Here is a 26302-nt window from a genome sequence, read left to right as displayed (position 1 = left end):
CCTTGCAAGGGCGCGTGCCCACCGTCTATCCGGCCGCGGACACGATAGCTCTCAGACCGATCCGCTACACCGCATACTCTTCTGCGTAGTAGCTCAACCACCCGACCATCCGACAGAAAGCTCACCCCATGCCCTTCGATCCTCACGATCCCACCCTCGGCATCCCCGACCACGACTTGCAGCGTCTGCGGTATTGCCAGCACCACGACCCCCATGCTTTCTACGGCTGGCACGCCACCCCGAGCGGCGCGGTGATCCGCACCCGCCAGCCCGGCGCGGAGAAGGTGGAGATCCTCACTGCTGATGGCGGCACCCACGAGGCGGTGCACACCACGGATGGCATTTTCGCCATGCTGCTCGAGTCCTCGGAGCCGATTGACTATCGCCTGCGCGTCACCTGGCCGGGGATGGAACCGATCACCGTCGCTGATGGCTACCACTTCCTGCCCACGCTCGGCGAGACGGACCTGTACCTGATTGGTGAGGGCCGCCACGAGCGGCTCTGGGAGGTGCTGGGCTCACATGTGCGCACCATCGACACGGAGATGGGTCCGGTGGTCGGCACCTCCTTTGCGGTGTGGGCGCCGAACGCGATCGGTGTCGCCGTGGTGGGAAGCTTCTCTGGGTGGAACCCGGCCCAGTATCCGATGCGTTCGCTCGGGTCCTCGGGTGTGTGGGAGGTGTTTATCCCTAACGTCGGTGCGGGCGAGGTGTATAAGTACGCCATCCAGACCAAGGAGGGCTACCGCCGCGATAAGGCCGACCCCATGGCTCGTCAGTCGGAGGTGCCTCCGGCGACGGGGTCGATCATTAACGAATCCACCTATGAGTGGAAAGACGATGCGTGGATCACCAAGCGGGCGCGTTCCAATGCTCAGACCGAGCCGATGAGCGTCTACGAGGTGCATCTCGGGTCGTGGAAGCAGGGGCGCACCTACGAGGATCTCGCCGTGGAGCTAGTGGACTATGTCGATCACATGGGCTACACCCACGTGGAGTTCCTGCCGGTGGCGGAGCACCCCTTCGGCGGCTCCTGGGGTTATCAGGTCTCGGGCTACTACGCACCAACGTCGCGCTGGGGCACCCCGGATCAATTCCGTGCCCTCGTGGATGCCTTCCACGCCCGCGGTATCGGCGTGATCGTGGACTGGGTGCCGGCGCACTTCCCCAAGGATGAGTTCGCCCTCGCCCGCTTCGATGGCGAGGCTCTCTACGAGCACCCCGACTGGCGCCGCGGCGAGCAGCGAGACTGGGGCACCTATGTGTTCGACTTCGGCCGCACCGAGGTGCGCAACTTCCTCGTCGCCAATGCGCTGTATTGGTGCAAGGAGTTCCACATCGACGGCCTGCGCGTGGACGCGGTGGCCTCCATGCTGTATCTGGATTACTCCCGCGATGAGGGCGAGTGGCTGCCCAACCAGTTCGGCGGCCGGGAAAACCTCGAGGCCAAGCAGCTGCTGCAGGAAGTCAACGCCACTGTGGCCAGCACCTTCCCCGGCGTGCTCACCATTGCGGAAGAATCCACCTCCTGGCCGGGTGTCACCGCCCCGACCTACAACGACGGCCTCGGCTTCTCCCTGAAGTGGAACATGGGCTGGATGAACGACACCCTCGAGTACTTCGCGCAGGACCCCATCCACCGCAAGTACCACCACAACGAGATCACCTTCTCGATGGTCTACGCCTACTCAGAGCGCTACGTGCTGCCCATCTCCCACGACGAGGTAGTGCACGGCAAGGGCACTCTGTGGACCCGGATGCCGGGCGATCCCTGGAACAAGGCCGCCGGCGTGCGCACCCTGCTCGCCTACATGTGGGCGCACCCAGGCAAGAACCTGCTCTTCCAGGGCCAGGAGTTTGCTCAGGTGCAGGAGTGGAATGAAAACCGCTCCATCGATTGGGGAAACATGGAAGGCTGGGAAGGCGAATACCATCGCGGCGTGCACCAGCTGGTGCGCGATCTCAACTCCAACTACAAGGAGCTACCGGCGCTCTATTCGCTCGATAGCGACCCCGCCGGTTTCCAGTGGGCCAAGTCTGATGACGCGGACAACAACATCCTCGCCTTCTACCGCACCGACGACAAGGGCGAGAAGCTGCTCTGCGTCTTCAACTTCGGTGGCTCCTCCCAGCAGGCCTATACCCTCGGCGTGCCGGAGGCCGGACGATGGTCGCTGCTGCTGAACACCGATGCCGGCGCCTATGAGGGCGCAGGCAACGATATCGGAAGCGGCTTCGACGCCACCGACAGCGCCTGGGACGGCTACCCCTACTCCACGACGCTGCACATCCCCGCGCTCTCCGCGCAGTGGTACCGGCTAGACAGCTAGCTAGTACAGCGCCGAGGCCAGCTTGCCCCGCGCCGCCAACACGCGCGGGTCAGTGGTCTCGTACATGCCAAAAAGCTCGATGAGGCGGTCCTTGAGGGCCGCCTTTTCCTCGCCCTCGGCCTGGGTGATCGCCGCGATCAGCCCGTCGAAGGCCTCCTCCACACGCCCGTGCGCGATCAGGGCATCCGCTGCTGCGTAGTGCTTATCGACGCCACCCTGCGCCGCATCCCCCTCATCGTCCGCGGCAGCCTCGCTTGCACGGGCACGCTGGATCACCTCGGCACGCTTGGACAGCTGCACCAGCTCCGGATCCTCCGGATGCTCGGCCAGGGCCTCCTCGAGGATCGGCAGCGCCTGGTCGAGATCAGGCTCGGCGGCGTCAAGGAGACTACGCACCTGAGCGATACGCGGATCCTCCTCCGGCTCCTCGCCCGGCAGCCCCTCGAGTTTGCCGGCGACGGCGCCCACCACGGCGGCGGTCCACTGCTGCAGCGCCTCCTCGGGCTGGCCGCCCTGGAAGTCGGTAATTGGTTGGCCTTGGGCGAGTGCCAGCACGGTCGGCAGGCCCTGCACGCCCAGCGCCTGGGCGAGCTGCGGGGTGCTATCGGCATCCAGATAGGCGTAGATCCAGCTAATCTGCTCCTGCGTGTTGGCGAGACGGCTCAACACGGTGTGCATCTCCGCGGACTCGGGCGAGCGCTGGGTACCGATATGCACCACCACCGGCACCTGCATGGAGCGCTCCAGCACCTCGGACTTAATGTTCTGCTCGGTGACATCCACTACCGGTGCCACGGTCTGCCCACCATCGCGGCTCTGGGCGTGGCTCTTCGCCTCCGCGCGGGATTTCACCTCCCCCAGGTCAATAGCTCCAGCAACAAATCGTTCAGGTGCGTTCTCAGCCATGGTGCTCCTTAAATTCTGCGTAGTTTAATTCTGCGTAGTGTCGTCTACCGTGAGTTCGGCCGCATCCTCACTCAGCCTCACTCAGGTGCTTTTCTAGCGATGCTACTTTGCCCTTCAGCCGGTCGCTGTAGCCGGGCCGGATATCGGCTTTCAACACCAGCGACACCCGAGGACTCACCTCCATCACCGCCTCCGTGGCGCGCTTGACCACGTCCATCACCTCATCCCAGTCGCCCTCGATAAGGGTGAACATGGCATTGGTTTCACACGGCAGGCCGGAGGCGCGCACGACGCGCACCGCCTCAGCAACAGCCTCGGACATCTCGGCGTCCGTCGTGGGAGTGACGGTAGGTGCGACAGAAAAAGCAATCAACATGGGACACATCCTAGCTGTGCGTTTTCAGCCGCGCTGCCACCGGCGAGGGGTGTGGTGGCAGCGGGCGGCGTCGATAAGCGACACGCGATCGTGGTGCGCCACAGTGTGGTTTCTCTCAGTTCTCGCGGCCACCTTCTGCCCCACAGCCGCTGCTAAGTGGCTTAAAGTGGGGAGCATGAGTAATGACATTTCTGGCATTGAGATTCCCCACGAGTACGTCGTCTGCCTGGACCACGTGGGGATCGCTGTTCCCGACTTCGACGCCGCCGTGGAGTTTTACCGCTCCGCATTCGGCTGGGTGAACCACCACGACGAGGTCAATGAAGAACAGGGCGTGCACGAGGCCATGATCGGCCCGAAGAACATGTCCGCCACCGACGGCATGATTCAGCTCCTCGCCCCGCTGAACGAGCAGTCCACCATCGCGAAGTTCATCGATAAGAAGGGCCCCGGCCTGCAGCAGATGTGCCTGCGCACCAACGACATGGACGCCCTCTGCGAGCACCTGCGCAACCAGGGCGTGCGCCTGCTCTATGATGCACCGAAGCAGGGCACCGGCGGCGCCCGCATCAACTTCGTTCACCCCAAGGATGCCGGCGGCGTGCTTCTCGAGCTCACTGAGCCGGTGAAGTAACTCCCCCGCTCCCTTTTAGGCGCGGCCCCTACCGCCGCGCCCAACATGCGCGGTGCCAATGACGACGATCAGCGGCACCGCGCATCGTGTCTTTCGGCCACGCCACAATGTGCGCCGTGCCCGCGTAGATCGGCCCCTGACAGCCCGGGCACACATAATCCTTCACCGCAGACGGCCCGCCCATCTCGCGCACATAGTAATCTCGGCCGAAGCTATAGCTCGGCCCCTCCTCCACTCGGGTCCCCCAATAGCCGCTGCCATCGCGCGGCAACGGCCGCCGGGCATAGCGGCCCGTGGTGTTTCTGCGATTCCTCCGCGGCACGACACTTACCTCCCGTGTATCTGTGGTTGTTCCACTGCCACTCTGCTGCGTAGTAGCACCGCCGCTTATCGACGCCGCCTACCCGCCTTTTCCCTGCTCAGAACAGGCGCAGCTCATCGGATTCGAGCCCGCGCAGCTCGTTATAGTCGAGGACTACGCAGGAGAAGCCGCGATCTTCGGCAAGGGTGCGTGCCTGGGGTTTGATCTTCTGGGCGGCAAAGATGCCTCGTACCGGTTTCAGCAGCTCGTCGCGGTTGAGTAGTTCCACGTAGCGGGTGAGCTGTTCCACGCCATCGATTTCTCCGCGGCGCTTGATCTCGACCGCAACGGTTTGGCCTTTTTCGTCGCGGCAGAGAATATCCACCGGCCCGATCGCGGTGAAATACTCGCGGCGAATGAGGGTATAGCCCGGCCCCAAGGTGGTGATGTGTTCGGCCAGGAGCTCCTGCAGGTGCTGCTCCACCCCGTCTTTTTCCAGGCCTGGGTCCTCGCCGAGGTCGTATTCCAATTCGGAGTGAATGGCCTCGACTGTGATGCGTAGTTGCTCACCTTTGGAGTTTTCCACCACCCACAGCCGCACCCCAGCCTCGGCCTTGTCGGCATCGTCGATGGCCTGTTCGGTGAGCGTGCAGGGAGGTGTCATCCAGTTCAGCGGCTTATAGGCGCGATCATCGGCGTGGATGGACACGGAGCCGTCGGCTTTGATCATCAACAGCCGGTCGGCGGTGGGAAGATGGGCCTCGAGCCGACCCACATAATCAACGGAACAACGAGCAATCACAAGACGCATTCTGACTACATTAACAGAGTCAGCGATGGGGCCAGAGGGCTATTGATGCCCCTGGCTTTCGCGAAAATACGAGCGTGCGGCCCGCAGATTGGTGCGCACGCGCTGCCGTGAGGGCGCCGCTTCGATCCACGCGGTCAGCGCCATTTCGCCGTGCGCGTCCAAGGCTACTTCGTAGTGCTGGCCGGCGATATCCAGCTCGAGGACGGAGAGATTCGGCTCCATAAAAGAAGCCTCCCCCGCGGTGATCCGGCGCCGAGATACCACCTGGGTATCGGACCGGCTAAACACCATATTCGGGGAAGGCAAAAGGGAGCGCACCTTGTAGTAATAGAGCACCATGCCGCGATAGCGGAGCATTCCGTGACGCCAGCCATGCACTCCTTCGGCGGGCAGCCGCCGCATAATCACGGGGGTGCCCTGGGATCGCAGCGTAAAAAATCGCCACAGAATCAGGAGGGCAGCCACTCCGGCTGCCGCAATAATCACACTGGCGATCACTCGCACTTCCATTGCCACTCTCCCGCCGCGCATCAGGTACTCAGAGACTCGGAAATTATTCTCAGTCTACATCCATTGCAGGCCATCTTCTTCATTATTGCTTCTACCTGCGCTTTTCGACGCCATCTCGCCGCTATCTCCTCTGATGTCTGCTGAGAGACGCTGGGGGTGGCACGAAACGCGCCATAGCGAGAACCAGTGCAACACAAGCAAAAGGCGCCATCCCTATCTGGGATAGCGCCTTTATTCAGTAGCGTGTCAGCCTTGGGGCTTTAGCCCGCGTGGCGACGAACTGCCTTCAGCTCGGCTTCTGCCCGAGCCTTCTCCACAGCGTCGCCCGTGGCCAATGCTGACTCAGCAGCGGAAGGATCCACCTCGTCGGCCCACGTTGCATAGTCGGCCAGCACGGTGACCTTCTCCGGAGTGACGGAGAGGAAGCCGCCCTGGCAGGCGGCGACCTTCTTCTGGCCGTCTGTCGCGGTCAGAGTCACCACGCCGTTTTCGACGAGCTGAGCGAGCATAGGCTCGTGCCCTGGCAACACGCCGATTTCACCTTCGATGGTCTGCGCGGTGACGATGGTGGCCCGACCGGACCACAGCACGCGTTCTACGGAGACCAGTTCTGCGGCGATGTCAGCCATAGCTTAGCCCTCAACCTTCCGCTTGGATCTTCTTGTAGGCAGCCTCGACGTCGTCCAGCCCGCCAAGACCGTTGAAGGCCTGCTCCGGGTAGTGGTCGAATTCGCCGTTGCAGATGCGCTCGAACGCGTCGATGGTGTCCTCCAGCGGCACGTAGGAGCCGGGCAGACCGGTGAACTTCTCAGCAACGAAGAAGTTCTGACCCAGGAAGCGCTCGATACGACGGGCACGCTGCACCGTGATCTTGTCTTCCTCACCGAGCTCATCCATACCGAGGATGGCGATGATGTCCTGCAGTTCCTTGTTCTTCTGCAGAATACCGATCACGCGCTGCGCCACTGCGTAGTGACGCTCGCCGACGATACCGGGCTCGAGGATACGAGAGGTAGAGGTCAGCGGGTTCACGGCCGGGTAAATACCCTTCGATGCGATACCACGGTCAAGCTCGGTGGTGGCGTCGAGGTGGGCGAAGGTGGTGGCCGGGGCGGGGTCGGTGTAGTCGTCCGCGGGGACGTACACGGCCTGCAGCGAGGTAATGGACTTGCCCTTGGTGGAGGTAATGCGCTCCTGCAGGACACCCATCTCGTCAGCCAGGGTGGGCTGGTAGCCCACGGCCGAAGGCATACGACCCAGCAGGGTGGACACCTCAGAGCCAGCCTGAGTGAAGCGGAAGATGTTGTCGATGAACAGCAGCACGTCCTGGTGCTGGACATCGCGGAAGTACTCCGCCATGGTCAGACCGGACAGGGCCACGCGCATACGCACTCCTGGCGGCTCATCCATCTGGCCGAAGACAAGCGCGGTGTCTTGCAACACGCCCATCTCCTCCATCTCGAGGTGGAGGTCCGTACCCTCACGAGTACGCTCACCGACGCCGGCGAACACCGAGGTACCGGAGAACTCGCGGGCGATACGGGTGATCATCTCCTGGATGAGCACGGTCTTGCCCACACCTGCACCACCGAAGAGACCGATCTTGCCACCCTTAACGTAGGGGGTGAGAAGGTCAATCACTTTGATGCCGGTTTCGAGGATCTCGGTCTTACCCTCGAGCTGGTCGAATGCCGGCGGCTCGCGGTGGATGCCCCACTGCTCGCCGTCGCGGCCGAGACCCGGCTCGTCGAGGCAGTCACCGAGGGCGTTGAACACGTGGCCCTTGACGACGTCGCCCACGGGCACCGAAATCGGCTTACCGCTGTCCTTGACCTCTGCACCGCGGACGAGGCCGTCGGTGGGGGCCATGGAGATGGCGCGCACGAGGTTATCGCCCAGGTGCTGGGCAACCTCGAGGGTAATGGTCTTTGCCACTGCTTCGAGGGTGACCTCGACTGTCATGGCGTTGAAGAGTGCCGGAAGAGCGCCGCGGGGGAATTCCACGTCGACAACCGGCCCAATGACACGAACTACTCGACCGGCAATTGCGGTCTGAGCATCGTGCTCTTGTAGAGCTGTAGACATAATTTAGTCACTTTCTCCGCTTTCGGCGAGCGCTCCCGCGCCACCGACGATCTCTGTGATTTCCTGCGTAATTTGAGCCTGTCGAGCCTGGTTGGCAACGCGGGAGAGGTCATTGACCAGCTCGGTTGCATTGTCCGTAGCGGACTTCATGGCGGTGCGGCGGGAAGCGGATTCTGCCGCAGCGGCCTCCAGGAACAGGGCGTACACGGTGCGCGAGACATACTTCGGCAAAAGCTCTGCCAGAAGAGTGTCTGCGTCGGGCTCGAAAAGGTAGTCCGCTGCCACACCCTGGTGTTGAGTCAGGATGGAGTCCTCGGAGTCGAACTCATCAGTTTCCAGGACCGGCTCAATGGGCAGCACCTGCTGCACCGAAGCGGTCTGGGTCAGCATCGACTCAAACTTGGTGTAGACAACGTGGACCTGGTCAAAGCCCTGAACGCCCTCGCCCTCATCGCTCTTCAAGCCCTCACGGGGCTTGGTGTAGCCCTCGGAGCTGGCCAGGAAGCCATCGATCAGGTGACGACGCACGTCGTGCGTTTCTTTCCATGACGGGTCTTGCGAGAACCCAGTCCACGCACCCGCAAATTCTTCGCCTCGGAAACTGTAGTAGCCAACACCCTTGTTACCGGTGACATAGCGCACCGTTTCGTAACCGCGATCCTCCAGCATGCGCGTCAGCTCCGCTGCCTTCTTGAACACGTTGTGGTTGTAGCCACCGGCCATTCCTCGGTCACTCGAAACCACCAACACGGCGGCACGCTTGCCGTTTTCACGCTCGTGCAGCATCGGATGATCCAGGGAGCTGGCGGATGCCAGCTTGTTGATCACACGGTGCAACTCGACCGCATACGGCTGCGAGGCCTCAACCCGTGCTTGGGCCTTGGTGATTCGCGAGGTGGCGATCATTTCTTGAGCTTTAGTGATCTTCTTAGTGGAGTTCACTGACCTGATGCGGTCGCGAAGCTCGCGAAGATTAGCCATGAATCATCGCCTCCCTTCTTTTCCTTGGACGGTCATTGTGTGCATCACTGCTTACTTCTTAGCAGCTTTCTTGGACACGGAAATCTGGCTCTTGCTGACTTCGGTCTCGTCGAGTGCATCAACTTCCGGCTCATTGATAATCGGGGTTCCGTCCGAGGCCTGGAAGCTGGCCGCGAAGTTATCGGCTTCTTGGCGCAGCTGATCCTTGGACTCATCAGAGAAGGGAACGCCGCCCTTGATCTGCTCGAACACGTCACCGGCAAATGCATGCAGGTGCTCGTGCAGCTCAGACTCGAAACGACGGACGTCCTCAACGGGAACGGAGTCGAAGACGCCTTCGTTCGCGAGGTGGATGGAGACCATCTGGTCCTCCACGCTCATCGGGTTGTTCTCTGCCTGCTTCAGCAGCTCCACGAGGCGCTGTCCGCGCTCGAGCTGGCGCTTGGAAGCGGAATCCAGATCCGAAGCGAAGGCAGCGAATGCCTCCAGGTCGCGGTATGCGGCCAGATCCAGACGCAGGTTACCGGAGACCTTCTTCATGCCCTTGGTCTGAGCGGCACCACCCACACGGGAGACCGAGATACCCACGTTAATAGCGGGGCGGACACCCTGGTTGAACAGGTCGGACTCGAGGAAGACTTGACCGTCGGTGATGGAGATCACGTTGGTCGGGATGAAGGCGGACACATCGTTCGCCTTGGTCTCGATGATCGGCAAAGCGGTGAGCGAGCCAGCACCCATGTCGTCGGAGAGCTTCGCAGCGCGCTCCAGCAGACGGGAGTGCAGGTAGAAGACGTCACCGGGGTAAGCCTCGCGTCCCGGAGGACGGCGAAGCAGCAGGGAGATCGCACGATACGCCTCGGCCTGCTTGGTGAGGTCATCGTAGATCACCAAAACGTGCTTGCCCTGGTACATCCAGTGCTGGCCCAGAGCGGCACCCGAGAAGGGAGCCAGCCACTTGAAGCCTGCAGCATCGGAGGCCGGGGCCGCCACGATGGTGGTGTAATCCAGTGCACCGTGCTCGCGCAGAGTCTCGCGGACTCCAGCGATGGTCGAGCCTTTCTGGCCGATGGCCACATAGATACAACGGACCTGCTTTTGCGGGTCGCCGCTGTCCCAGTTGGCCTTCTGATTCAGAATGGTATCGATGCAGACCGCGGTCTTACCGGTCTTGCGGTCACCAATGATCAACTGACGCTGACCGCGACCAATCGGGGTCATTGCGTCGATTGCCTTGATGCCGGTTTGTATCGGCTCTTCGACCGGCTGGCGCTGCAGCACGGACGGTGCCTGCAGCTCCAGTGCACGCTCTTCTTGCGATGCAATTTCGCCCAGGCCGTCGATGGGCTGGCCCAGGGGGTTGATAACGCGGCCGAGGAAGTCATCCCCAACCGGAATCGAAAGGACCTCTCCGGTCCGCTTTACTTCGTCGCCCTCTTTAAGAGTCTCGTAGTTACCCAAAACCACAACGCCGACGCGGTCAGTGTCAAGGTTCTGAGCGACGCCAATCACGCCGCCAGGGAACTCGAGCAGCTCATTCGCCATCACCGACGGTAGCCCCGAAACCTGGGCAATACCGTCAGCTGCCGAAATGACCACGCCGACCTCCTCGCGGGAGGCCTCCGGGGAGTAGCTCGAGGTGTAGCTAGCAATCGCGCTACGGATCTCATCGGAGGAGATCGTCAGCTCCGCCATGTTCTTCCTGCTCTCGGTTGTTTCGTCCAGCATGTTGTCCAAAAATGTAGTCGTGTCAGTGCGTAGTGCCTGCGACCCGCGATGCGGGTTTAGGCGAATGCGCGGCGCATTCTTTCGATCTTGCCCTTGGTAGAGCCGTCGATCACTTCATCACCGACGCGGATGATCACTCCACCGAGGAGGCTGGTATCAACCTCGGTATGGACGTTCATCGCACGACCGTAAATACGTCCCAGTTTGTCCGCTAGTGCCTGCTCCTGCGTGGAGTTGAGCTCTGATGCAGCAACGACATGGGCAACTGAGCGGCCAGAGACCTCTGCAGCGGAGTCAACGAGAGAAGCCAGATCATCGATCGGGTTCTTCTCCGGGCGACCAATGGCTTGCAATGCAAGCGCCTCGGTCACCGCGGTGACCTTGCCGTAGAGAACCTTGGCAAACAGCTCACGCTTCCGAGATGCAGGTTGGGTCCGGTCGCTGAGAAGATGAGTCAATTCGGGCTCATCTTCCAGGATGCGGCTCAGTCGGAAGAGCTCGCCTTCCACCTGCTTCAGCTGACCCTGCTCCTGTGCGGAGCGGAACAGGAAGCGTCGTCCAACCTCAACAAGTCCGGTGCGCATTTCGCGCGGGTTGGACCAGTTGAGCTTCACAATGTCGCACAGCACGCCAAGGGCGGTCTCCGAGACTTTGCCCCCAAACACCGTCTCCATCAGGCCGGCGCGAGCGTCGGCCGGAGCGGCTGTATCGGCTGCTGCCACACGCAGGCCGCGGTCAACATCTAGGGCATCGACGATGTCGAACAACTCGGTGCCCGTCTGAGCGGTAACTGCTACTGCGTTGTCGGAGCTGTTGGCCACGCGGTCAACAAATCCGAACGCCTGGTTTAGCGCCTCGCGGCTCGCTGCGTGCATATCGCTCACTTTCCTGCCGGAGCCACGCTATCGAGCGAGGACAAGAAGTTATCGATCGTGCCCGAACGCTTGACGTTGTCGGAGAGTTGTTCTCCGAGCAGACGCTCAGCAAGGTTGATCGAGTTCTGTCCCATCTCGGAACGCAGTTCAGAAACAACCTGCTCGCGCTGGGCAAGAAGCTGCTTCTCTCCGGACTCAATAATGCGGTTGCTCTCTTCGGTGGCCTCGGCCTTCATCTCGTCCACGATCTTCTTGCCCTTGTCGCGGGCTTCTTCGCGGATCTGCTGTGCTTCGGCGCGGGCCTCAGAAAGCTGCGCGTTGTACTTTTCCAGCGCGGCCTTTGCCTCAGCCTGTGCGGCCTCGGCGCGTTGAATGCCGCCCTTGATCCGGTCCTCACGCTCGGCCAGGACCTCTTGGAACTTCGGAAGTACGAACTTCCAGAAGAGGAACAGGATTACGATGAGCGAAACAAAGGACCAGACGAGGTCGTAGTTAGCAGGCAACAGCACGGAGAATTGTCCCTCCCCGGGAAGCTCCTCCCCACCGGCTGCTAAGTAGGTATAGACGTTCGTCATGAGTCTTTAGTGCTTTCGTGTCTGTTCGTCTTAGAGGATGAAGCCGGCGACCAAGCCGATGAGGGCGAGGGCCTCAACGAAGGCGATGCCCAGGAACATGGTGGTACGCAGCTGGCCGGCCATCTCAGGCTGGCGAGCCATGCCCTCGAGGGCCTTACCAACGAGGATGCCGATGCCGAGGCCCGGGCCGATGGTGGCGAGACCGTAGCCGACGGTGGCGATGGAGCCGTCAAGACCGTTAGCGGCCTGTGCGAGGATGACTTCGTTCATGATGTGTCGTTCCCTTTCTAGGGGCTCAGCGCTTCCTTAACTGAGCCTGGAATTGTGTGGTTTTTTGGTCCGCTGGAATCAGCGGGTCAGTGTTCGTCTGCGTGCAGAGAGAGTTCGATATACACGGCCGACAGCAGGGCGAAGATGTACGCCTGCAGGAAAATGACCAGCATCTCGAACAGAGTAAATGCAATCGCTGCGAATAGGGTCACTGCGGACAGCGCGGTCCAGCCATTCATCTGCCAGAAGAAGAAGTTGGTGGCAGAAAACAGCAGCACCAGGATGATGTGACCGGCCAACATGTTGGCCATAAGACGCAGAGTGAGGGTTGCGGGGCGCAGCACGAAGGTGGAGAAGAACTCCAGCGGAATCACCAAGAAGTGCAGCGGCAATGGGAGATTAGGAATCACCACAGAGGACTTGACGTACTTGAAGAATCCGTAGCGCTTAGCACCCGCATAGACGAAGGCGATGTATCCGAAAATTGCCAAGACCAGCGGCATGCCGATTCTGGCATTCGGGGAGATGTTGAGGCCAGGAATGATCGAGGGGAGATTCATAGCCAGAACAAGGAAGAAGATGGTGGCAATGACCGGCAGGAACCGGCGCCCCTCCTTCTTGCCCAGGATATCTTCCGAAATGTGAATACGAACGAAGTCAAGGAGCATCTCGGCTACGTTCTGGAGGCCACGCGGAACAACCTTCGGGTTGCGCATAGCCACAAGGAAGAAGATCGCCAACAGCACCGCCATAAGCAGGCGGACGAACATCAGACGGTCGATTGCGAACCAAGTATCGTCGAACCAAATTGGACCCGGGGAAAATTCGTGTTCCAGAGAGGGCGGATGGAACTCACCCTTCATGGACAGTGTTGTAACGCTCAGCGTTCTCTCCCGTGTTCGGGCCGAAACGCCCCGTACAGAGCAGCTTCGGTGCGATGGACGTCTGATTTTCTTTGGCCGTACCGGACTCCGTCGCACATCTCGTGACGGCCAATTGTGGGCAGCGCATAGGAGCGTTTGCCCGTCGATAAGATTATCAGGCTTGTCTCAAGTTCACCCGAAAGATGAAACGGCCACGCCCACCCCTCGCCTAGACATAAGAAAAACCCGCGCGTAGCGGGCATTTTTCGCCTCTTGTAAGCTGTCTCACAGGGGCTATACGCCCCTGTTATGGGGGTGGTTCCGCCGGCACGAGTTCTCGCGATAACTATTGAGCAGAGTGAATAGATGCACCACCAGCCCCAGCAGCATCCCCCCAGTAGAGGGGATTACGGCGGGAGAACATGTCTTGTGTGGGCAGCGAGTAGGCGTCGATAAGCATCCGCCCCAATCACAGCTAGTTAATGGTGGTCACCTTGGTGGTCATAATTGCCCAGACCTCGGCGCCGAGCACGATCACCAGCGCCGCCACCGTGGTCACGACGAGCGCAATCGGATCGTAGAACGTCAGATCGCGCAGGGCCCACAGCACGATGATGAGCACGACGATCTTCACGAGCCAGCCGCCCAGTACCACCACACCCGTCATTTCCGGCGAGGTATGGGAGGTGAGAAGGGTGCTGAGCACGGTGAGCAACACGAAACCGCCACCGATAGCCGCACCGAGGAGCACGCCCCACACCCCGGGGAGATCGCGGATGAGCCACCACAGCAGCAAGGACACCACCGTCACGGCCACCAGCGCCAGCGAACCCATCTTCATCGCGCGCACCAAGGGGCGCCGCGGATCATCGTATTGCGAGGCGGTTTTTTCAGTCATAATGCGGAAATTGTACACACTACGCACAAGCGCAGCGCCCGGCTAGGAACCCCGCGCCACAGAGGTCGAGCTGCGGCGCATATGGTGCCCTCGCCCACTGCCCGATGCGCCCGCCGCGCGACGCAGCGAAGGCAGCACCGTCAATACCACGGCGAGCAGGGCGCTCACTCCGAAGATCGGGCCGGCGATGCGCGCCGGAAACACCGTGAACCCCACCGCGCCGAAGGCCACCACCGACACCCAGGTGTACAAAATGAGCACCACGCGGCGGTGGGTATGGCCGATGTCGAGCAGGCGGTGATGCAGGTGCTTGCGGTCAGCGGCAAAGGGCGAGCGCCCCGCGGAGACGCGCCGCACCACCGCCAACACCAGGTCCAGCACGGGGATGAAGATCGCTGCCGCCACCACAATGAAGGGGCTGAGCAGGGCGACGATGTCCTCGGTGCCGTAGAGGCTCATATTGATCTTGCCCGAGGCGGAGGTGGCGGCGGCAGAAAGCAGCAGCCCGATGAGCATCGCTCCGGTATCGCCCATGAAAATCCGGGACGGCTCGAAATTATGGGGCAAGAAACCGGCACAGACTCCCACCAAGGCAGCGGCGATAATCGCCGGTGGATAGGCCGAGACAGCCCCGCCTTGATCGTGCAGCACCGTCAGGGAGAATACGAGAATGGCCGCCCCGGCGATCATGCCCAGTCCTGCGGCGAGACCATCGATGCCATCGACGAAGTTAATGGCATTAATCAACGCCACCGTAAACACAGTGGTAAAGACCGTGGACTGGACACTATCGAGGATGACGGTGGTGCCCTCCCCAAAAGGCACATAGATCAACGTCCACGACAGTCCGAGGGCGCTCATCACAATGGCGGCCAGAATCTGGCCGATGAGCTTCGTGACGGCGTCGAGCTCGAAGACGTCATCGATCACGCCCACCACGACAATCACGATGCTCGCCCAAAACACCGCATGCATTTCGGGAGTCATGGGCATAAACCCACGCGTCAGCGCCGGCAGCTGGGAGGCCATCACCACCGCCAGCACCAGCCCGGTAAACATCGCTACCCCGCCGAGCTGTGGCTTCGGGATTGTGTGCACATCCCGATCCCGAATATCGGCCAGCAGCCCGGCGCGCACCACCGCATGCCGAATGATGCCCGTGGTGAGATAGGTGACCGCGCACGCCGCCAGCAAAATGAGCGCAAGCTCACGCAGGGGAACACCCGCTCCACCAGCGCCCATCGTGTTGTCCTTTCCTTCTCGTGCTACCCAGGTGTAGCGTCTCGGGCCATATCCACTACTGCTACTACGCAACAGCGTGGCCTCTAGAGTGGCCCCACGCCCTGTGCACTCTTCGTCTCAGCAGTCTAGGCCACCGCCAGCACTCGCGGGGTGGCCGCGGCCTCGGCACGGGCCGATTGGTTTCTTTTCGCGCACCGCCGCGTGCTGCCATTGCGCCGCGCGCCGCCGCCTGCCGATGCCTGCCGCATCACCGCGCGCCGAGCGATGGCGCCGCGGGCGGTGAGTCCTCGTGTACTTTAGCGGGCGCGGAGCTGCTCTGGGTCGATCTCCAGCACCTCTGCGATCCGTTCCGCAGAGATTGCACCCTCGCGGAGCAGCCGTGTCTTGTTGCCGGAGAGATCAACGATGCTCGAGGGCTGCCCCATGGCGCACTCCCCACCGTTGAGATAGGTCGACACCGCGTTGCCGAGCTGCTGCTTGGCGTCGACAACGGTGGTGGCCGGTGGCTGCCCGGAGATATTAGCGCTGGATACGGCCATCGGGCCGGTTGCGCGCAGCAGGTCGATGGCCACGGGGTGCAGCGGCATGCGGAGCATCACGGTGCCGCGGGTATCGCCGAGGTTCCACAGCAAAGACGGTGCTTGTTCGATCACGATGGACAGCCCGCCGGGCCAAAAAGCCTCGACGAGGCGTTGGGCATTAGGCGTATAGGTGTGAACGAGGCCGCGTACTGTGTCCCAGCTTCCAATGAGTACCGGCACCGGCATGTCTGGTCCCCGCCGCTTCGTGGCGAGGAGCTGATTCACCGCCTGATTATTGAAGGCGTCGCATCCCAAGCCATAGAGGGTATCGGTGGGAAGCACAACGAGCTTTCCTTCCGCAACCTCGGCTGCGGCGGTGCGGACACCGAGCTCGCGCTTGTCATCTTGGGAGCAATCGAAGATCCGAGACACGTCGAATTCTCTCCTTATACGTCAGCGGCAATTGTGGTGGTGTAGCAAAAATAGTACGCCCCAGAGCACACAGCGCGATAACACCGTCCACGATAGGCCGCCTATTCGGGTGCTCGCAGCTGCAGGGTGGCTAGGCTCTCGGCGGCGGCGCATGCCGCGCCACGTGGCCTCAGCACACGCCGGCGGCCTATGCCCGCAGCACACGCCAGCGGCGCTATAGTCCGCCGAAAAGTATACCGCCGACGATCACTGCGCTGAGGATAGAAAAGGCCAGCGCGAAGGGCACAAAACGCAGCACAAAGGCCTTGCCCCACATGCCGTATTGCATGGCTATGAGCTTGATATCCACCATCGGGCCCACCACGAGGAAGACGAGCTGCGCTGTGGGCGAAACATGGGTGAAGGAGGCGGCGATAAAGGCATCGGCCTCAGAGCACAGGCTGAGCACGATCGCCAGCGCCGCCATCACGGCGACGGCCATGAGCGGATACTCATTGATCGTCTCGAACCAGGAGCGCGGCACGGTCACCTTGATCAGTGCCGCAGCCATCGCGCCCAGGGCGAGGAAGCCACCAGCGTTCATCAGATCGCTCAGCGCGGAGGCGCGAAACACGTCCAGTTTCTTCGCGTGGCTGTGGTCGTGGCCGCGGCCGATCTCCATGTGCTCCTCTCCCCTGATGCTGATCCACATCCATCCCACGAGGATGGCGGCAGCGAGCGAGGCGAGAAACCGCGCCCACACCATGAGGGGAAAGCCATTGAAGGCCACGGCGGTCGAAACGAGTACCACCGGATTGATCGCCGGCGCGGCGAGCATAAACGCAAGCGCCGCAGCAGGCGGAATCCCGCGTCGAATCAGTGACCCACTCACCGGAACCGAGCCGCATTCACAGCCCGGAAGTAGCAGACCCGAGCTGGCCACGGTGGGCACGGCGAGAAATTCATTGCGCGGAGTGATTGTGCGTAGTGCGGTATCTGACACAAACGCCGAAATCGCTCCCGACACGATCACGCCGAGCACCAGGAAGGGCATGGCCTGCAGCGTGATGGCCACGGTGATCGAGGCCCAGGATTCCACTGCGCCGCTCATGGGCAGGATAGGCCCGCGGATGCGTACCACCAGCAACGCTAAAGCGAGCAGAGCTACCGCAGCGACGGGAATGAGCCACCAGCTCCGCGACCCTGTGCCGTGCCTGCGCTGGGTCAGATCGCTCGCGGTGTGCGGGGGATGCGCGTGCGTGGTCATCTCACACCTGCTTTCTTAGAGATAAGGGCGGTTGGGTTGATCGATCGGCTCGGTTTCTTCCACCCGCAGCACCGGCCATTGTGCGTCGGCTGCGGTGTCTACTGTGCCGCCGAGCTCGTACCACTGATCTGAAGCTGGTTCCGCGAGGCCTTCTAGGCGTACTTGATAGGGAATGGCGTCGGCCGCGCAGCAATAGATCTTGAACCGCCCGAGAAACCAGCCTCCCTCTGCGCCTTCTGAGGCGAAGCCGACCACCCGGACCTTAACCCCATCGAGGTCCTCTTTGGAGCCAAAGTAGAAGCGGTTGGCGAGATCCTCGAGCGTGATCTCATTGACCTCATCGCGCGCCAGCTCGGGAAAGGCGATGGTGCCATCGGGGTTGCGCTCCACCCGCACCAGTTGTTGGGCGCGTTGCGCCTGCGGATCCCCCATGCTTGTCGACGCCCCGCCCACGGCCGCCGATCCCAACATCGACGCCCCTAACGGGTCCGGCGCGCTCACCACCGCGAGCAGCACGGGCACAAGCAACACCCACGAGGTGGCACGCACTGGGTGCTCCCCCGCTGCGGTGGCCGCGTCGAGCCGCACCCGCACAAGGGACCATACTCCCAGGCCGAAAAGCGCCAGCCCGGTGAGAATCATGACCGGCCGAAAGAAGGGCTGCACATAGTTATTGAGCTGCCCAGTGATAGCCAATACGAGCAACACGATGCTCAGCAGCACCACGATGGTGGAGGCCAGCACGGTAGAAAGGCCCTGTGCGGGGCTAGTCTCGCGCGTGGGAGCGCAGCAGGCCTGCTGAGGCGGAGATGAATGCTCACACGGAGCCATGGTGAGTAGATGTCCTTTCCACGGGGCTACTACGCAGCAGAGTGATCTGAAAATCAGTGTAGGTATCTGCGGGGCTAGGGCGCGCCACCGCCCTAGCCGCGAGACCTAGGAGGTGCGGGAGCGGCTGCTGAACAGAGCGATACCGCCGACCACGACGATCACCGCCACACCGGCCAGAATCCACCACACGGTGTGCGTATTCGAGGAGGTGGCGTCGTACTGCGCCTGTTTATCCCATTGTGGGCTGAGATCGATGACACCTGGATCCGTGTTGAGCTCGAGGGCATTGGCGGCGACGTAGAAAATATCTGTTTGATCCAACTGCCCCACCACGTTCTGCGCGCCGGGCCCGGAGGCGGCCACCTGAATCTGCGCCCCGGTGTGGGTCTGACCGCCGAGCGCCACATCATCCTCATTGGAGGGCGCGGTGGCGTAGTTCATGGTCATCTCCACGCCTGGGGTGGTGCCGGCCAGGGTGATGGTGCGGCCAGCTGTGATCGCCCCTAGGTTGGTGATCTGGGAGGTGTGCGCATGATCGGTGGTGGAGATGATCAAGGTGGGCTCGCCGGTGGTCTCTACCCACTCGCGGACTGTGGCGAGAGTGGCGTCGTAGTCGCTGAATTCACCGAACTGGCCGCAGGCATCGGCGTCGTGGCCGGCCTTGTCCACCGAGGCGGCTTCAACCTGTAGCAAGAAGCCGGCGTCGTTGCGCAATAAATCCAAAGCCGTGGTGGTCATCTGCTCCAGCGATGGGATCTCCGGGCCGCGCTCGCTATTGGCGCTGCACTGCTGGGCGGGGGCGATGGCGCCGTCTTCGGTGGGGATCGATTGGGCATAGTGTCGCGGCAGATTGCCGGGTGCGAACAGACCCAGCACCGGGCTGCCGGTATGAGCGTCGCTGAGCCGCTGCATCTCCTCGGTGGTGCTGACAATCTGATAGCCCTGAGCCTCGGCGTTCTCGAGCACACTCTTACCTTCGGTCCAGTCGTTGCCGGCCCACATTCCGCCGCGTTGCACGATCTGCTCGAAGGCCTCGCGGCCGCCGCCGAGAGTCACATCGGCGCGCAGATCCACGATCTGCTCCGAGATCGACCCGAGCCCGCCATTCTCCCGGTACTGAGAGTCCATGTCTGGGCCTTGACATTTCTCATTGTTCTTGTCCTTCTCCGGCCCATAGCACTTGCGGTTCAAGGCGTGCGTGGCGAAGGCTGCTGGGGTGGCATCTTGCACCTCGGCGGTGGTGACATTGCCGATTTTCATGCCCTTGGCTTTGGCCAGCTCCGCCATGGTGGGCACCGGTACTCCCGTGACGTCTACGCCCACCGCGCCGTTATAGGTTTTGATCCCCGAATTCCACGCCGAGCCCGAGGCCGCGGAGTCGGTAACGAGATCCGGTTGGCCAGTGCTGGGGGAAAGCGCATAGGTGGTAGCACTGCCGGTGAAGTCGAAGTTGTCATAGCCGGGCAGCCGTCCCGAGGGGCCCACGAGATAGTTGCGGGCGGAGGTGATCTCGGAATTACCGGTGCCATCAGAAATCATCAGCACCACATTCTTCGCCTTATCCGTAGATAGCCCGTGCCCCTGCTTGCCATATTGCGCGCAGTCTCCCGGCTGGGGCGCGCCGCCATCGGCGGTGACGAGATAGCACGTCTCGCGTACATCATCACGTGCCTCGGCAGACTTCTTCAGATCGATGCTCTGGAACGGAGAGGACTCAGCCACCTCCCAATCGCCGAGGCGCAGCGCATTGGCCATCACATAAAACATGTCGGTTTGGTCGATCGTGCCGATCACATTCTCTGCTCCCGGACCGAAGGCGGCCACGCGCAGCTCGGCACCATTGTGCTGGGTGGAGAATTTCTCCTCCCCTTCGATCACCTCTGCGGGCAGCGTGCCATAGCCGACGGCCTGGCCCACTCCATCGTTGGTGGCCAAGCGGGTCGCGGGGCTGACCGACTCCGCACTATCGGGAAGGATCTGCGCCGAGTGGGCGTGATCGGCAGCCAGCAACACCAGGGTGTTGCCATCGGCGCGGGCAAAGTCGAGGGCTTCTTGGATGGCCTCGTCGATGCGCTCGACCTCACCAATCATTCCGCACGCATCGGCGGCGTGATTGCGCTTATCAATGCTGGCCGATTCCACCTGCAGAAAAAAGCCGGTCTCGGCCTCAGGATCATCCAGCAGCCGCAGGGCCGTGGAAGTCATCTCGGCCAACTCGGGCTCGCTACCGATGTCATTGGCACTACAGGTCTCGGGCGGCTTCTGCGCCCCACCGACGGTGGCCGTCGAGGGGGCGAAACGGGTGGTGAGATTGCCGTCGTTGAACAACCCCAGCACCGGCTCCTCCTGCGAGGCCCGCTCTACTGCGGCCAGCTCCTCGGCAGTGGTGACGACGGTATAGCCGGCGTCGGTGGCGTTATCGAGCACGCTGCGGCCTTCCTGCCAGGTCATCGTGCTATCCAGATAGGGGGTACGCGCCGGGCCGCCCTCTTGCACGATCTCGCGGAAGGATTCCATGCCGCCGCCGAGAGTGATATCGGCGCGGGTTTCCACCAGCTGCTCCGAAATGGATCCCAAGCCGCCGTTGTTGCGGTACTGCTCCGAGTACTCGCCTCCCTGGCAGCGTTCGTGCTTGTCCTCTTCCGGCCCGTAGCACTTGCGCCCCACGGCATGCGCCGCGAGCGCCGCCGGGGTGGCATCCTGGATTTCCGAGGTGGTGACATTGCCCGTGCGCATGCCCGCTTTTTTGGCCATTTCGACGATATTCGGCACCGGCTCGCCCTCAAGGTCCACGCCGATGGCGCCGTTATAGGTTTTAGTGCCGCTCGTCCACGCGGTGGCCGAGGCGGCCGAGTCTGTGACGAGGTTGAAGCTGCCGTCGCGGTCAATAGAGTGATGGGTATAGGTGCCGGTGGCGGGCAATTCATCGATGCCCGCGAACCGTCCGCCCGCACCCTTGAGATAGTTCCGCGCTGCGGTGATGGTTTGTTGATCCATGCCGTCGCCCACGATGAGGATCACGTTGCGCGCAGTCTCCGCACTCCGGCCCGGCCCCGCAGTGCCGAAGCGGGCGCAGTCGCCCGGGCCTGGGGCGCGGACGGTGCCGTCGTCAGTGATGGCGATGCAGTCGTCGCCGTCGCTGGGTGGGGTGGGTGTTGCTGTGTCCTCGGCATGGCCGAGCGGGGCTAGTCCGAATCCGGTGAGTGCTGCGATGAGCAGGCCCGATGCGCACAGTCGGGGCACTCGAGTCGATATCGCCATGATGCTGTTGTATCCCTTTTAGCTATCCACGTCGGGAGCCAACTCGCCGTCGCTGCTCGAGGAATTCGCAGCGGGCACTGAGGTGGCTCGGGCATAGTCGATGCCTCAAGGGATCACTCTAAAAAGGGAGCGTGACACGGCCTGTACCGTGACGCTACGCACATGTGAATAGTCGGTGACGAATAAGAAACTTGTTAGTTTCGGAAAGCTATCACGAATCGATGGATGCCATTAAGATCGTCGAGCACCTCGGCGGGGCTGAAGGCTCCACACCGATCAAGAGCGGCCCGCACTAACTGTGAGGTGGCATCATCATGTTCGATGCCCACTGCCCCACTGGGGCGAAGCAACCGCGCCAGCACGGGAATCATCGGCTCGATCACCCTCATCCCGTCCGCACCAGCAAATACTGCCGCATGAGGATCGGCGGCCACCTCTGGCTCGACGACGCTGCCCTCCGGCACATACGGCGGGTTCGTCACTATCAGATCCACTTGGCCATCCAGCGCCCTAAGCAGCTGCGGATCGGTGGCGTCACCCGCGAACACCTCGAGGTTCGGGTACGTGGAGGCGTTCTGCGTAGTATATTCCCGCGCCCGCGCACTCAGCTCCACCGCACTCACCCGCGCCTGCGGCACAGCCGCGGCAATCCAGCAGGCCAGCGCGCCCGAACCGGTGCACAGATCCACCACGCGGGGCGCGGCTATCCCCGCGTGCATCATGTCCTCTAGGCGCTGCACGGCCCATTCGGCGAGTACTTCGGTTTCGGGGCGCGGAATAAATACCCCGGGCCCCACGGCAAGGTCGAGGGGGCCGAAGGCGGCGCTGCCGAGAATGTGCTGGAGCGGCTCCCTGCCGGCGCGGCGAGAAAGGAGTTCCTCGAAGTCTGTGGGTCGGGGCAGAACGTCACCGTGATGAAAAAACAGGCGGGAGCGGTCGATGCCGAGGTGGTGGGCGAGCAGCGAGGAGGCGTCGTTAAGCGCAGAAGAGCAACCGCTCGCGGCGAGACGAGCGGTTGCTTTCTGTAGTGCTTGACGGACCGTGAGGTCGGTCACGTTAGTTCTCCGCCTCCAAGCGCGCGGCGCGTTCGGCCGCCTGGAGCGCGGTGAAGAGATCATCCAGCTGACCATCCAGCACCGAATCAAGGTTATTGGCCTTGTAGTTGATGCGGTGATCAGAGATGCGGTTTTCCGGCCAATTGTAGGTGCGGACGCGCTCAGAGCGGTCCATGGTGCGCACCTGATTGGCGCGGCCCTCGGCGGCCTCCGCCTCGGCTTCTTCCTCGCGCATCTGCTGCAGACGAGCAGCCAGCACCTGCATGGCGCGGGCACGGTTCTGGATCTGCGAGCGCTCCTTTTGGCAGGTCACCACCACTCCCGTGGGCAGGTGGGTGATGCGCACGGCCGAGTCAGTGGTGTTCACGCCCTGGCCGCCCTTACCGGAGGAACGATAGACGTCCACGCGGATGTCCTTTTCGTCGATCTCCACATCCTCGACCTCATCGGGCTCGGGGTAGACGAGCACACCGGCCGCGGAGGTCTGGATACGACCCTGCGATTCGGTGACGGGCACCCGCTGCACGCGGTGCACCCCGCCCTCGAACTTGAACACGCTCCAGGCGCCATCGCGGGAGGGCTGCTTCGAGCGGATCGAGAGGGTGATGTCCTTGACGCCACCCAGATCGGACTCGGCGAGATCCAGCACCTCGGTGGAAAAGCCATTCTTATCGGCGAACTTCTGGTACATGCGCACCAGCTCGCCGGCGAAGAGCGCGGCTTCTTCGCCGCCGGCACCGGACTTCACTTCCATCACGATGTCATCGCCATCGTGGGGATCGCGCGGGGCCAGCAGATCGGCGAGCTGCTCCTCGAGTTCGATGGCGCGCTGCCCCAGCCGCTCGGCCTCCTCCGCGAAGTCATGATCCTCATAGGCCATTTCCTTCGCGGCTTCGTGGTCTTCGCGGGTGGACTTCAGCTCCTTGTACACCTTCACGATCGGGCCGAGCTCCGAGTAGCGCTTTGCGACGCGGCGCGCGGCCTTTTGATCGTTATGGAGTTCAGGATCAGCCATCTGCTGCTCCAAGCCGTGATATTCGGCCAGGATGTCATCAACTGCTGAAACTTGGCTCATCTTAGGAGTATTCCTCCTCCTGGTCGGCCGCCATCGGCGCGGAGGATGCCACCTGCACCATGAACTCGCCGTTGTTCTTGGTCTTCTTCAGCTGCTTGATCAGCAGGTCAATGGCCTGCTGATTGTCCAGCGCAGACAGGATACGGCGGAGCTTGTGCATGATGCGGGCCTCTTCCGGGGCGAGCAGCAGCTCATCCTTACGAGTACCGGAGGGATTGACATCCACGGCCGGGAATACGCGGCGCTCGGAGATCTTGCGATCCAGCTTCAGCTCGGCGTTGCCGGTGCCCTTGAACTCCTCGAAGATCACGGTATCGCCGGCAGAGCCGGTCTCCACCATGGCGGTGGCGATGATGGTGAGGCTGCCGCCGTTTTCGATATTGCGGGCAGCGCCGAGGAAACGCTTCGGCGGGTAGAGAGCATTGGAGTCCACACCACCGGAGAGGATGCGGCCCGAGGCTGGGGAGGAATTGTTGTAGGCGCGGCCCAAACGAGTGATGGAGTCCAGCAACACCACCACGTCCTCGCCCTGCTCCACCAGGCGCTTGGCGCGCTCGATGGCAAGCTCGGCGACCGCGGTGTGCTCGCTCGGCGGGCGGTCGAAGGTCGAGGCAATAACCTCACCCTTGACGCTGCGCTGCATGTCCGTGACTTCCTCGGGACGCTCGTCCACCAGCACCACCATCAGGTAGCACTCCGGGTTATTGGTGGCGATGGCGTTCGCAATGTTTTGCAGAATCGTCGTCTTACCGGCCTTCGGCGGGGAGACGATCAGGGCGCGCTGGCCCTTACCAATGGGCATGATCAGATCGATCACACGGGTGGTGAGGATCCGCTGCTCGGTTTCCAGACGCAGACGCTGGTTCGGATAGAGCGGGGTGAGCTTGGAGAAGTCCGGGCGCTGCCGAGCCTCGTCCACGCTCATGCCGTTGACGGTATCCACGCGGACCAGCGGGTTGTACTTCTGGCGGCGGTTATTGCCGCGGTTATTCCCGCCGACCTTGGCCTGGCCGGTAATGGCGTCGCCGCGACGCAGGCCGTTTTTGCGAATCATGTTCTGATTGACAAAAACGTCCTGGGTGCCGGCCTGGTAGCCGGTGGTGCGCACGAAGGCAACGTTGTTATCCACGATGTCCAGGATGCCGCCTACCGGCTGCAGCTGGTCATCATTGCGGTTGTCATTATCGTCCTGGCCGTCGTTGCCGCGATCGTTATTGCGATCATTATTCCGGCCACGGCGGTTGTTGCGATCACGACGATTGCGGCGACCGCCCCTGTCATTGCGGTCCCGGCGATTGCGGCGGTTACCGCCCTGATCGTCGTTGTTATCGTTGTCATCCCGACCGGAATCATCGCCATCGCGGTTATCGCGGTTTTTATTCCTACCGCGGTTATCGCGGTCGCGGTTGCGGTTGTCGCGGTCGCGGTCGCGACGATCACGATTGTCGTTGGAGGAGTTGTCCTCGGAGTCACCGCGCTCATTGTCGTCCTCGCCGCGGTCATTATCGCGACGCTCGCGCTGAATCTGGCGCTGCTTGTGGCGGCGGGCGCGGCGGGCCGCGGAGCGAGACTCGTAGTACACCGGCTCGTCGTCAGTCTCGGAAGACTGGGAGGAGGACTCGGCGGCCTTCTCCGCCTTCTCGTTCTTCTCGCCCTTATCGGAGTTCTTCTCGGCCTTGTGCTCGGCCTTGTTCTCATCGGCAGCGTCGTGCTGCTCTGGAGTGTGGGCCTTGGCAGTAGCGCGACGACGTCGCGAACGCGGCGAGTGATCCTCTGCCTCAGCGGAGGAATCGGAGGCGTCCTTCTTCGCCGCAGCGCGCTGAGAGCCCTGTCCCCCGTTGCCTCCGGCCGCGCCGTTCTGGGCGGCCTTAATGGCGTCGACGAGCTCAACCTTGCGCTTACCGGAGAGACCACGCAGACCCAAGTCGCGGGCCATCGCGCGGAGTTCCGGCAGCCGCAGGGAGTTCAGGTCCTTAGCGGAAGTGTCCTTGTCGGTCACAGAGTTCCTTTCATCGCTTTTCTTCATCCCCCGTGATCGCCGCGGCTGTGCAGGAAACACGCCGTATGCAGCGGATACGAACACCTGCCCTAGTCGCTAGGGCACGCATGGGCATTCGAGGTTAAAAGCTACTGTGGAGTTTGATATGGGGACTACCTGTGGATCATGATTACCCAGCGGTGAAATGTCGGCAGATAGTCTATACGCGTGGCGTAAACGCGAGGCGTCACGGAGTGCAGGCTCACGGCCGTCGACGCAACGTCGATAAGCAGTGGCGGTCAGCCGCCTCCTACAAGGGCGATCAAACAATGTGATGTGAGCCACACCACACGCACCGCAGTCTTCAATTAGCCACCGCGAAGTAGCAAAGAGTGTGCGGGGAGTGTGCGACTTCTAAAGCCTCGTTGACGCCTGTGTTCGCACCAAGAGCGTAGAGCACGATCCTCAATCATTCTTAAGTTGCGTGCTACTGACTCCCGATCATAACAGAGCTGTAA

General features: G+C 62.1%; 24 protein-coding genes. 2 read left to right on the top strand and 22 right to left on the bottom strand.

What is annotated here, in order from left to right; translation table 11 throughout:
* The first annotated feature begins 128 nt into the window (after positions 1-128).
* Positions 129-2330, top strand: a complete 2202-nt coding sequence (glgB, locus tag GBB14_RS03850; protein WP_151529968.1) for a 1,4-alpha-glucan branching protein GlgB — start codon at positions 129-131, stop codon at positions 2328-2330.
* Here glgB and GBB14_RS03845 read toward each other — a convergent pair whose 3' ends face one another.
* Both GBB14_RS03845 and GBB14_RS03840 read right to left on the bottom strand, forming a co-directional pair.
* On the bottom strand, positions 2331-3236 hold the full coding sequence (locus tag GBB14_RS03845; protein ID WP_151529967.1) for a tetratricopeptide repeat protein: 906 nt from the start codon (positions 3234-3236) through the stop codon (positions 2331-2333).
* Between the two features lie 67 nt (positions 3237-3303).
* Positions 3304-3612, bottom strand: a complete 309-nt coding sequence (locus GBB14_RS03840; RefSeq protein ID WP_151529966.1) for a thiamine-binding protein — start codon at positions 3610-3612, stop codon at positions 3304-3306.
* Between the two features lie 175 nt (positions 3613-3787).
* On the opposite strand from GBB14_RS03840, the gene mce reads away from it, so the two are divergent.
* Positions 3788-4246 carry a methylmalonyl-CoA epimerase gene (gene mce, locus GBB14_RS03835; protein WP_151529965.1) on the top strand — a complete coding sequence of 153 codons (459 nt, stop codon included), beginning with the start codon at positions 3788-3790 and terminating at the stop codon, positions 4244-4246.
* A 28-nt stretch (positions 4247-4274) separates the two neighbouring features.
* Here mce and GBB14_RS03830 read toward each other — a convergent pair whose 3' ends face one another.
* The 20 genes from GBB14_RS03830 to rho form a co-directional block, all read right to left on the bottom strand.
* The gene (locus GBB14_RS03830) at positions 4275-4568 is read right to left on the bottom strand and encodes a hypothetical protein (protein WP_192796161.1); all 294 of its coding nucleotides are present in this window, start codon (positions 4566-4568) and stop codon (positions 4275-4277) included.
* A gap of 97 nt (positions 4569-4665) precedes the next feature.
* On the bottom strand, positions 4666-5358 hold the full coding sequence (gene nucS / locus GBB14_RS03825) for an endonuclease NucS (RefSeq protein ID WP_151529964.1): 693 nt from the start codon (positions 5356-5358) through the stop codon (positions 4666-4668).
* Positions 5359-5397: 39 nt separating this feature from the next.
* Entirely contained in the window at positions 5398-5868 is a 471-nt protein-coding gene (locus GBB14_RS03820) for a DUF2550 domain-containing protein (protein WP_151529963.1), read from the bottom strand.
* A gap of 260 nt (positions 5869-6128) precedes the next feature.
* Positions 6129-6497, bottom strand: a complete 369-nt coding sequence (locus tag GBB14_RS03815) for a F0F1 ATP synthase subunit epsilon (protein WP_151529962.1) — start codon at positions 6495-6497, stop codon at positions 6129-6131.
* A gap of 10 nt (positions 6498-6507) precedes the next feature.
* Positions 6508-7953 (bottom strand): F0F1 ATP synthase subunit beta, encoded by a 1446-nt coding sequence (atpD, locus tag GBB14_RS03810; protein ID WP_151529961.1) that lies wholly within the window; start codon positions 7951-7953, stop codon positions 6508-6510.
* A 3-nt stretch (positions 7954-7956) separates the two neighbouring features.
* On the bottom strand, positions 7957-8934 hold the full coding sequence (locus tag GBB14_RS03805; RefSeq protein ID WP_151529960.1) for a F0F1 ATP synthase subunit gamma: 978 nt from the start codon (positions 8932-8934) through the stop codon (positions 7957-7959).
* A 51-nt stretch (positions 8935-8985) separates the two neighbouring features.
* Positions 8986-10662: a F0F1 ATP synthase subunit alpha gene (atpA, locus tag GBB14_RS03800; protein ID WP_192796160.1), complete on the bottom strand. Its 1677-nt coding sequence runs from the start codon at positions 10660-10662 to the stop codon at positions 8986-8988.
* Positions 10663-10718: 56 nt separating this feature from the next.
* Positions 10719-11537 carry a F0F1 ATP synthase subunit delta gene (locus GBB14_RS03795; protein WP_151529959.1) on the bottom strand — a complete coding sequence of 273 codons (819 nt, stop codon included), beginning with the start codon at positions 11535-11537 and terminating at the stop codon, positions 10719-10721.
* A gap of 5 nt (positions 11538-11542) precedes the next feature.
* A complete protein-coding gene (locus GBB14_RS03790; protein WP_151529958.1) occupies positions 11543-12112 on the bottom strand; it encodes a F0F1 ATP synthase subunit B in 570 nt (189 codons plus the stop codon).
* A gap of 30 nt (positions 12113-12142) precedes the next feature.
* Entirely contained in the window at positions 12143-12382 is a 240-nt protein-coding gene (locus tag GBB14_RS03785; RefSeq protein ID WP_018019996.1) for an ATP synthase F0 subunit C, read from the bottom strand.
* A gap of 86 nt (positions 12383-12468) precedes the next feature.
* Positions 12469-13245, bottom strand: a complete 777-nt coding sequence (atpB, locus tag GBB14_RS03780) for a F0F1 ATP synthase subunit A (protein WP_151529957.1) — start codon at positions 13243-13245, stop codon at positions 12469-12471.
* 475 nt (positions 13246-13720) lie between these two features.
* Positions 13721-14143, bottom strand: a complete 423-nt coding sequence (locus GBB14_RS03775) for a hypothetical protein (protein ID WP_151529956.1) — start codon at positions 14141-14143, stop codon at positions 13721-13723.
* Positions 14144-14185: 42 nt separating this feature from the next.
* On the bottom strand, positions 14186-15385 hold the full coding sequence (locus tag GBB14_RS03770; RefSeq protein ID WP_225976608.1) for an MraY family glycosyltransferase: 1200 nt from the start codon (positions 15383-15385) through the stop codon (positions 14186-14188).
* A gap of 296 nt (positions 15386-15681) precedes the next feature.
* Positions 15682-16338, bottom strand: a complete 657-nt coding sequence (locus GBB14_RS03765; protein WP_151529955.1) for an L-threonylcarbamoyladenylate synthase — start codon at positions 16336-16338, stop codon at positions 15682-15684.
* Between the two features lie 214 nt (positions 16339-16552).
* Positions 16553-17584 carry a permease gene (locus GBB14_RS03760; RefSeq protein WP_151529954.1) on the bottom strand — a complete coding sequence of 344 codons (1032 nt, stop codon included), beginning with the start codon at positions 17582-17584 and terminating at the stop codon, positions 16553-16555.
* A 15-nt stretch (positions 17585-17599) separates the two neighbouring features.
* Positions 17600-18328 carry a TIGR03943 family protein gene (locus tag GBB14_RS03755; protein ID WP_192796159.1) on the bottom strand — a complete coding sequence of 243 codons (729 nt, stop codon included), beginning with the start codon at positions 18326-18328 and terminating at the stop codon, positions 17600-17602.
* 192 nt (positions 18329-18520) lie between these two features.
* A complete protein-coding gene (locus GBB14_RS03750) occupies positions 18521-21676 on the bottom strand; it encodes an alkaline phosphatase (RefSeq protein ID WP_151529952.1) in 3156 nt (1051 codons plus the stop codon).
* A gap of 194 nt (positions 21677-21870) precedes the next feature.
* Positions 21871-22731, bottom strand: coding sequence for a peptide chain release factor N(5)-glutamine methyltransferase (prmC, locus tag GBB14_RS03745; protein ID WP_225976607.1), 861 nt, complete (start codon positions 22729-22731; stop codon positions 21871-21873).
* 1 nt (position 22732) lies between these two features.
* The gene (prfA, locus tag GBB14_RS03740; RefSeq protein ID WP_151529950.1) at positions 22733-23806 is read right to left on the bottom strand and encodes a peptide chain release factor 1; all 1074 of its coding nucleotides are present in this window, start codon (positions 23804-23806) and stop codon (positions 22733-22735) included.
* Between the two features lies 1 nt (position 23807).
* Positions 23808-25805 (bottom strand): transcription termination factor Rho, encoded by a 1998-nt coding sequence (gene rho / locus GBB14_RS03735; RefSeq protein ID WP_151529949.1) that lies wholly within the window; start codon positions 25803-25805, stop codon positions 23808-23810.
* Between the last annotated feature and the right edge of the window lie 497 nt (positions 25806-26302).

It is taken from the genome of Corynebacterium sp. 51B (genome assembly GCF_008930785.1).
Lineage (GTDB): Bacteria > Actinomycetota > Actinomycetes > Mycobacteriales > Mycobacteriaceae > Corynebacterium > Corynebacterium megadyptis.
The sequence above is the reverse complement of the archived record's forward strand: the minus strand, read 5'-3'. Positions and strand labels throughout refer to the sequence as shown.

Coding starts and splice junctions, on each gene's coding strand:
- GBB14_RS03840 (WP_151529966.1), bottom strand. CDS start 3,612: ATGTTGATTGCTTTTTCTGTCGCACCTACCGTCACTCCCACGACGGAC.
- GBB14_RS03795 (WP_151529959.1), bottom strand. CDS start 11,537: ATGCACGCAGCGAGCCGCGAGGCGCTAAACCAGGCGTTCGGATTTGTT.
- GBB14_RS03845 (WP_151529967.1), bottom strand. CDS start 3,236: ATGGCTGAGAACGCACCTGAACGATTTGTTGCTGGAGCTATTGACCTG.
- GBB14_RS03760 (WP_151529954.1), bottom strand. CDS start 17,584: ATGACCACGCACGCGCATCCCCCGCACACCGCGAGCGATCTGACCCAG.
- GBB14_RS03815 (WP_151529962.1), bottom strand. CDS start 6,497: ATGGCTGACATCGCCGCAGAACTGGTCTCCGTAGAACGCGTGCTGTGG.
- glgB (WP_151529968.1), top strand. CDS start 129: ATGCCCTTCGATCCTCACGATCCCACCCTCGGCATCCCCGACCACGAC.
- GBB14_RS03785 (WP_018019996.1), bottom strand. CDS start 12,382: ATGAACGAAGTCATCCTCGCACAGGCCGCTAACGGTCTTGACGGCTCC.
- atpB (WP_151529957.1), bottom strand. CDS start 13,245: ATGAAGGGTGAGTTCCATCCGCCCTCTCTGGAACACGAATTTTCCCCG.
- GBB14_RS03770 (WP_225976608.1), bottom strand. CDS start 15,385: ATGGGCGCTGGTGGAGCGGGTGTTCCCCTGCGTGAGCTTGCGCTCATT.
- atpD (WP_151529961.1), bottom strand. CDS start 7,953: ATGTCTACAGCTCTACAAGAGCACGATGCTCAGACCGCAATTGCCGGT.
- GBB14_RS03805 (WP_151529960.1), bottom strand. CDS start 8,934: ATGGCTAATCTTCGCGAGCTTCGCGACCGCATCAGGTCAGTGAACTCC.
- prfA (WP_151529950.1), bottom strand. CDS start 23,806: ATGAGCCAAGTTTCAGCAGTTGATGACATCCTGGCCGAATATCACGGC.
- mce (WP_151529965.1), top strand. CDS start 3,788: ATGAGTAATGACATTTCTGGCATTGAGATTCCCCACGAGTACGTCGTC.
- nucS (WP_151529964.1), bottom strand. CDS start 5,358: ATGCGTCTTGTGATTGCTCGTTGTTCCGTTGATTATGTGGGTCGGCTC.
- GBB14_RS03790 (WP_151529958.1), bottom strand. CDS start 12,112: ATGACGAACGTCTATACCTACTTAGCAGCCGGTGGGGAGGAGCTTCCC.
- GBB14_RS03775 (WP_151529956.1), bottom strand. CDS start 14,143: ATGACTGAAAAAACCGCCTCGCAATACGATGATCCGCGGCGCCCCTTG.
- atpA (WP_192796160.1), bottom strand. CDS start 10,662: ATGCTGGACGAAACAACCGAGAGCAGGAAGAACATGGCGGAGCTGACG.
- GBB14_RS03750 (WP_151529952.1), bottom strand. CDS start 21,676: ATGGCGATATCGACTCGAGTGCCCCGACTGTGCGCATCGGGCCTGCTC.
- GBB14_RS03820 (WP_151529963.1), bottom strand. CDS start 5,868: ATGGAAGTGCGAGTGATCGCCAGTGTGATTATTGCGGCAGCCGGAGTG.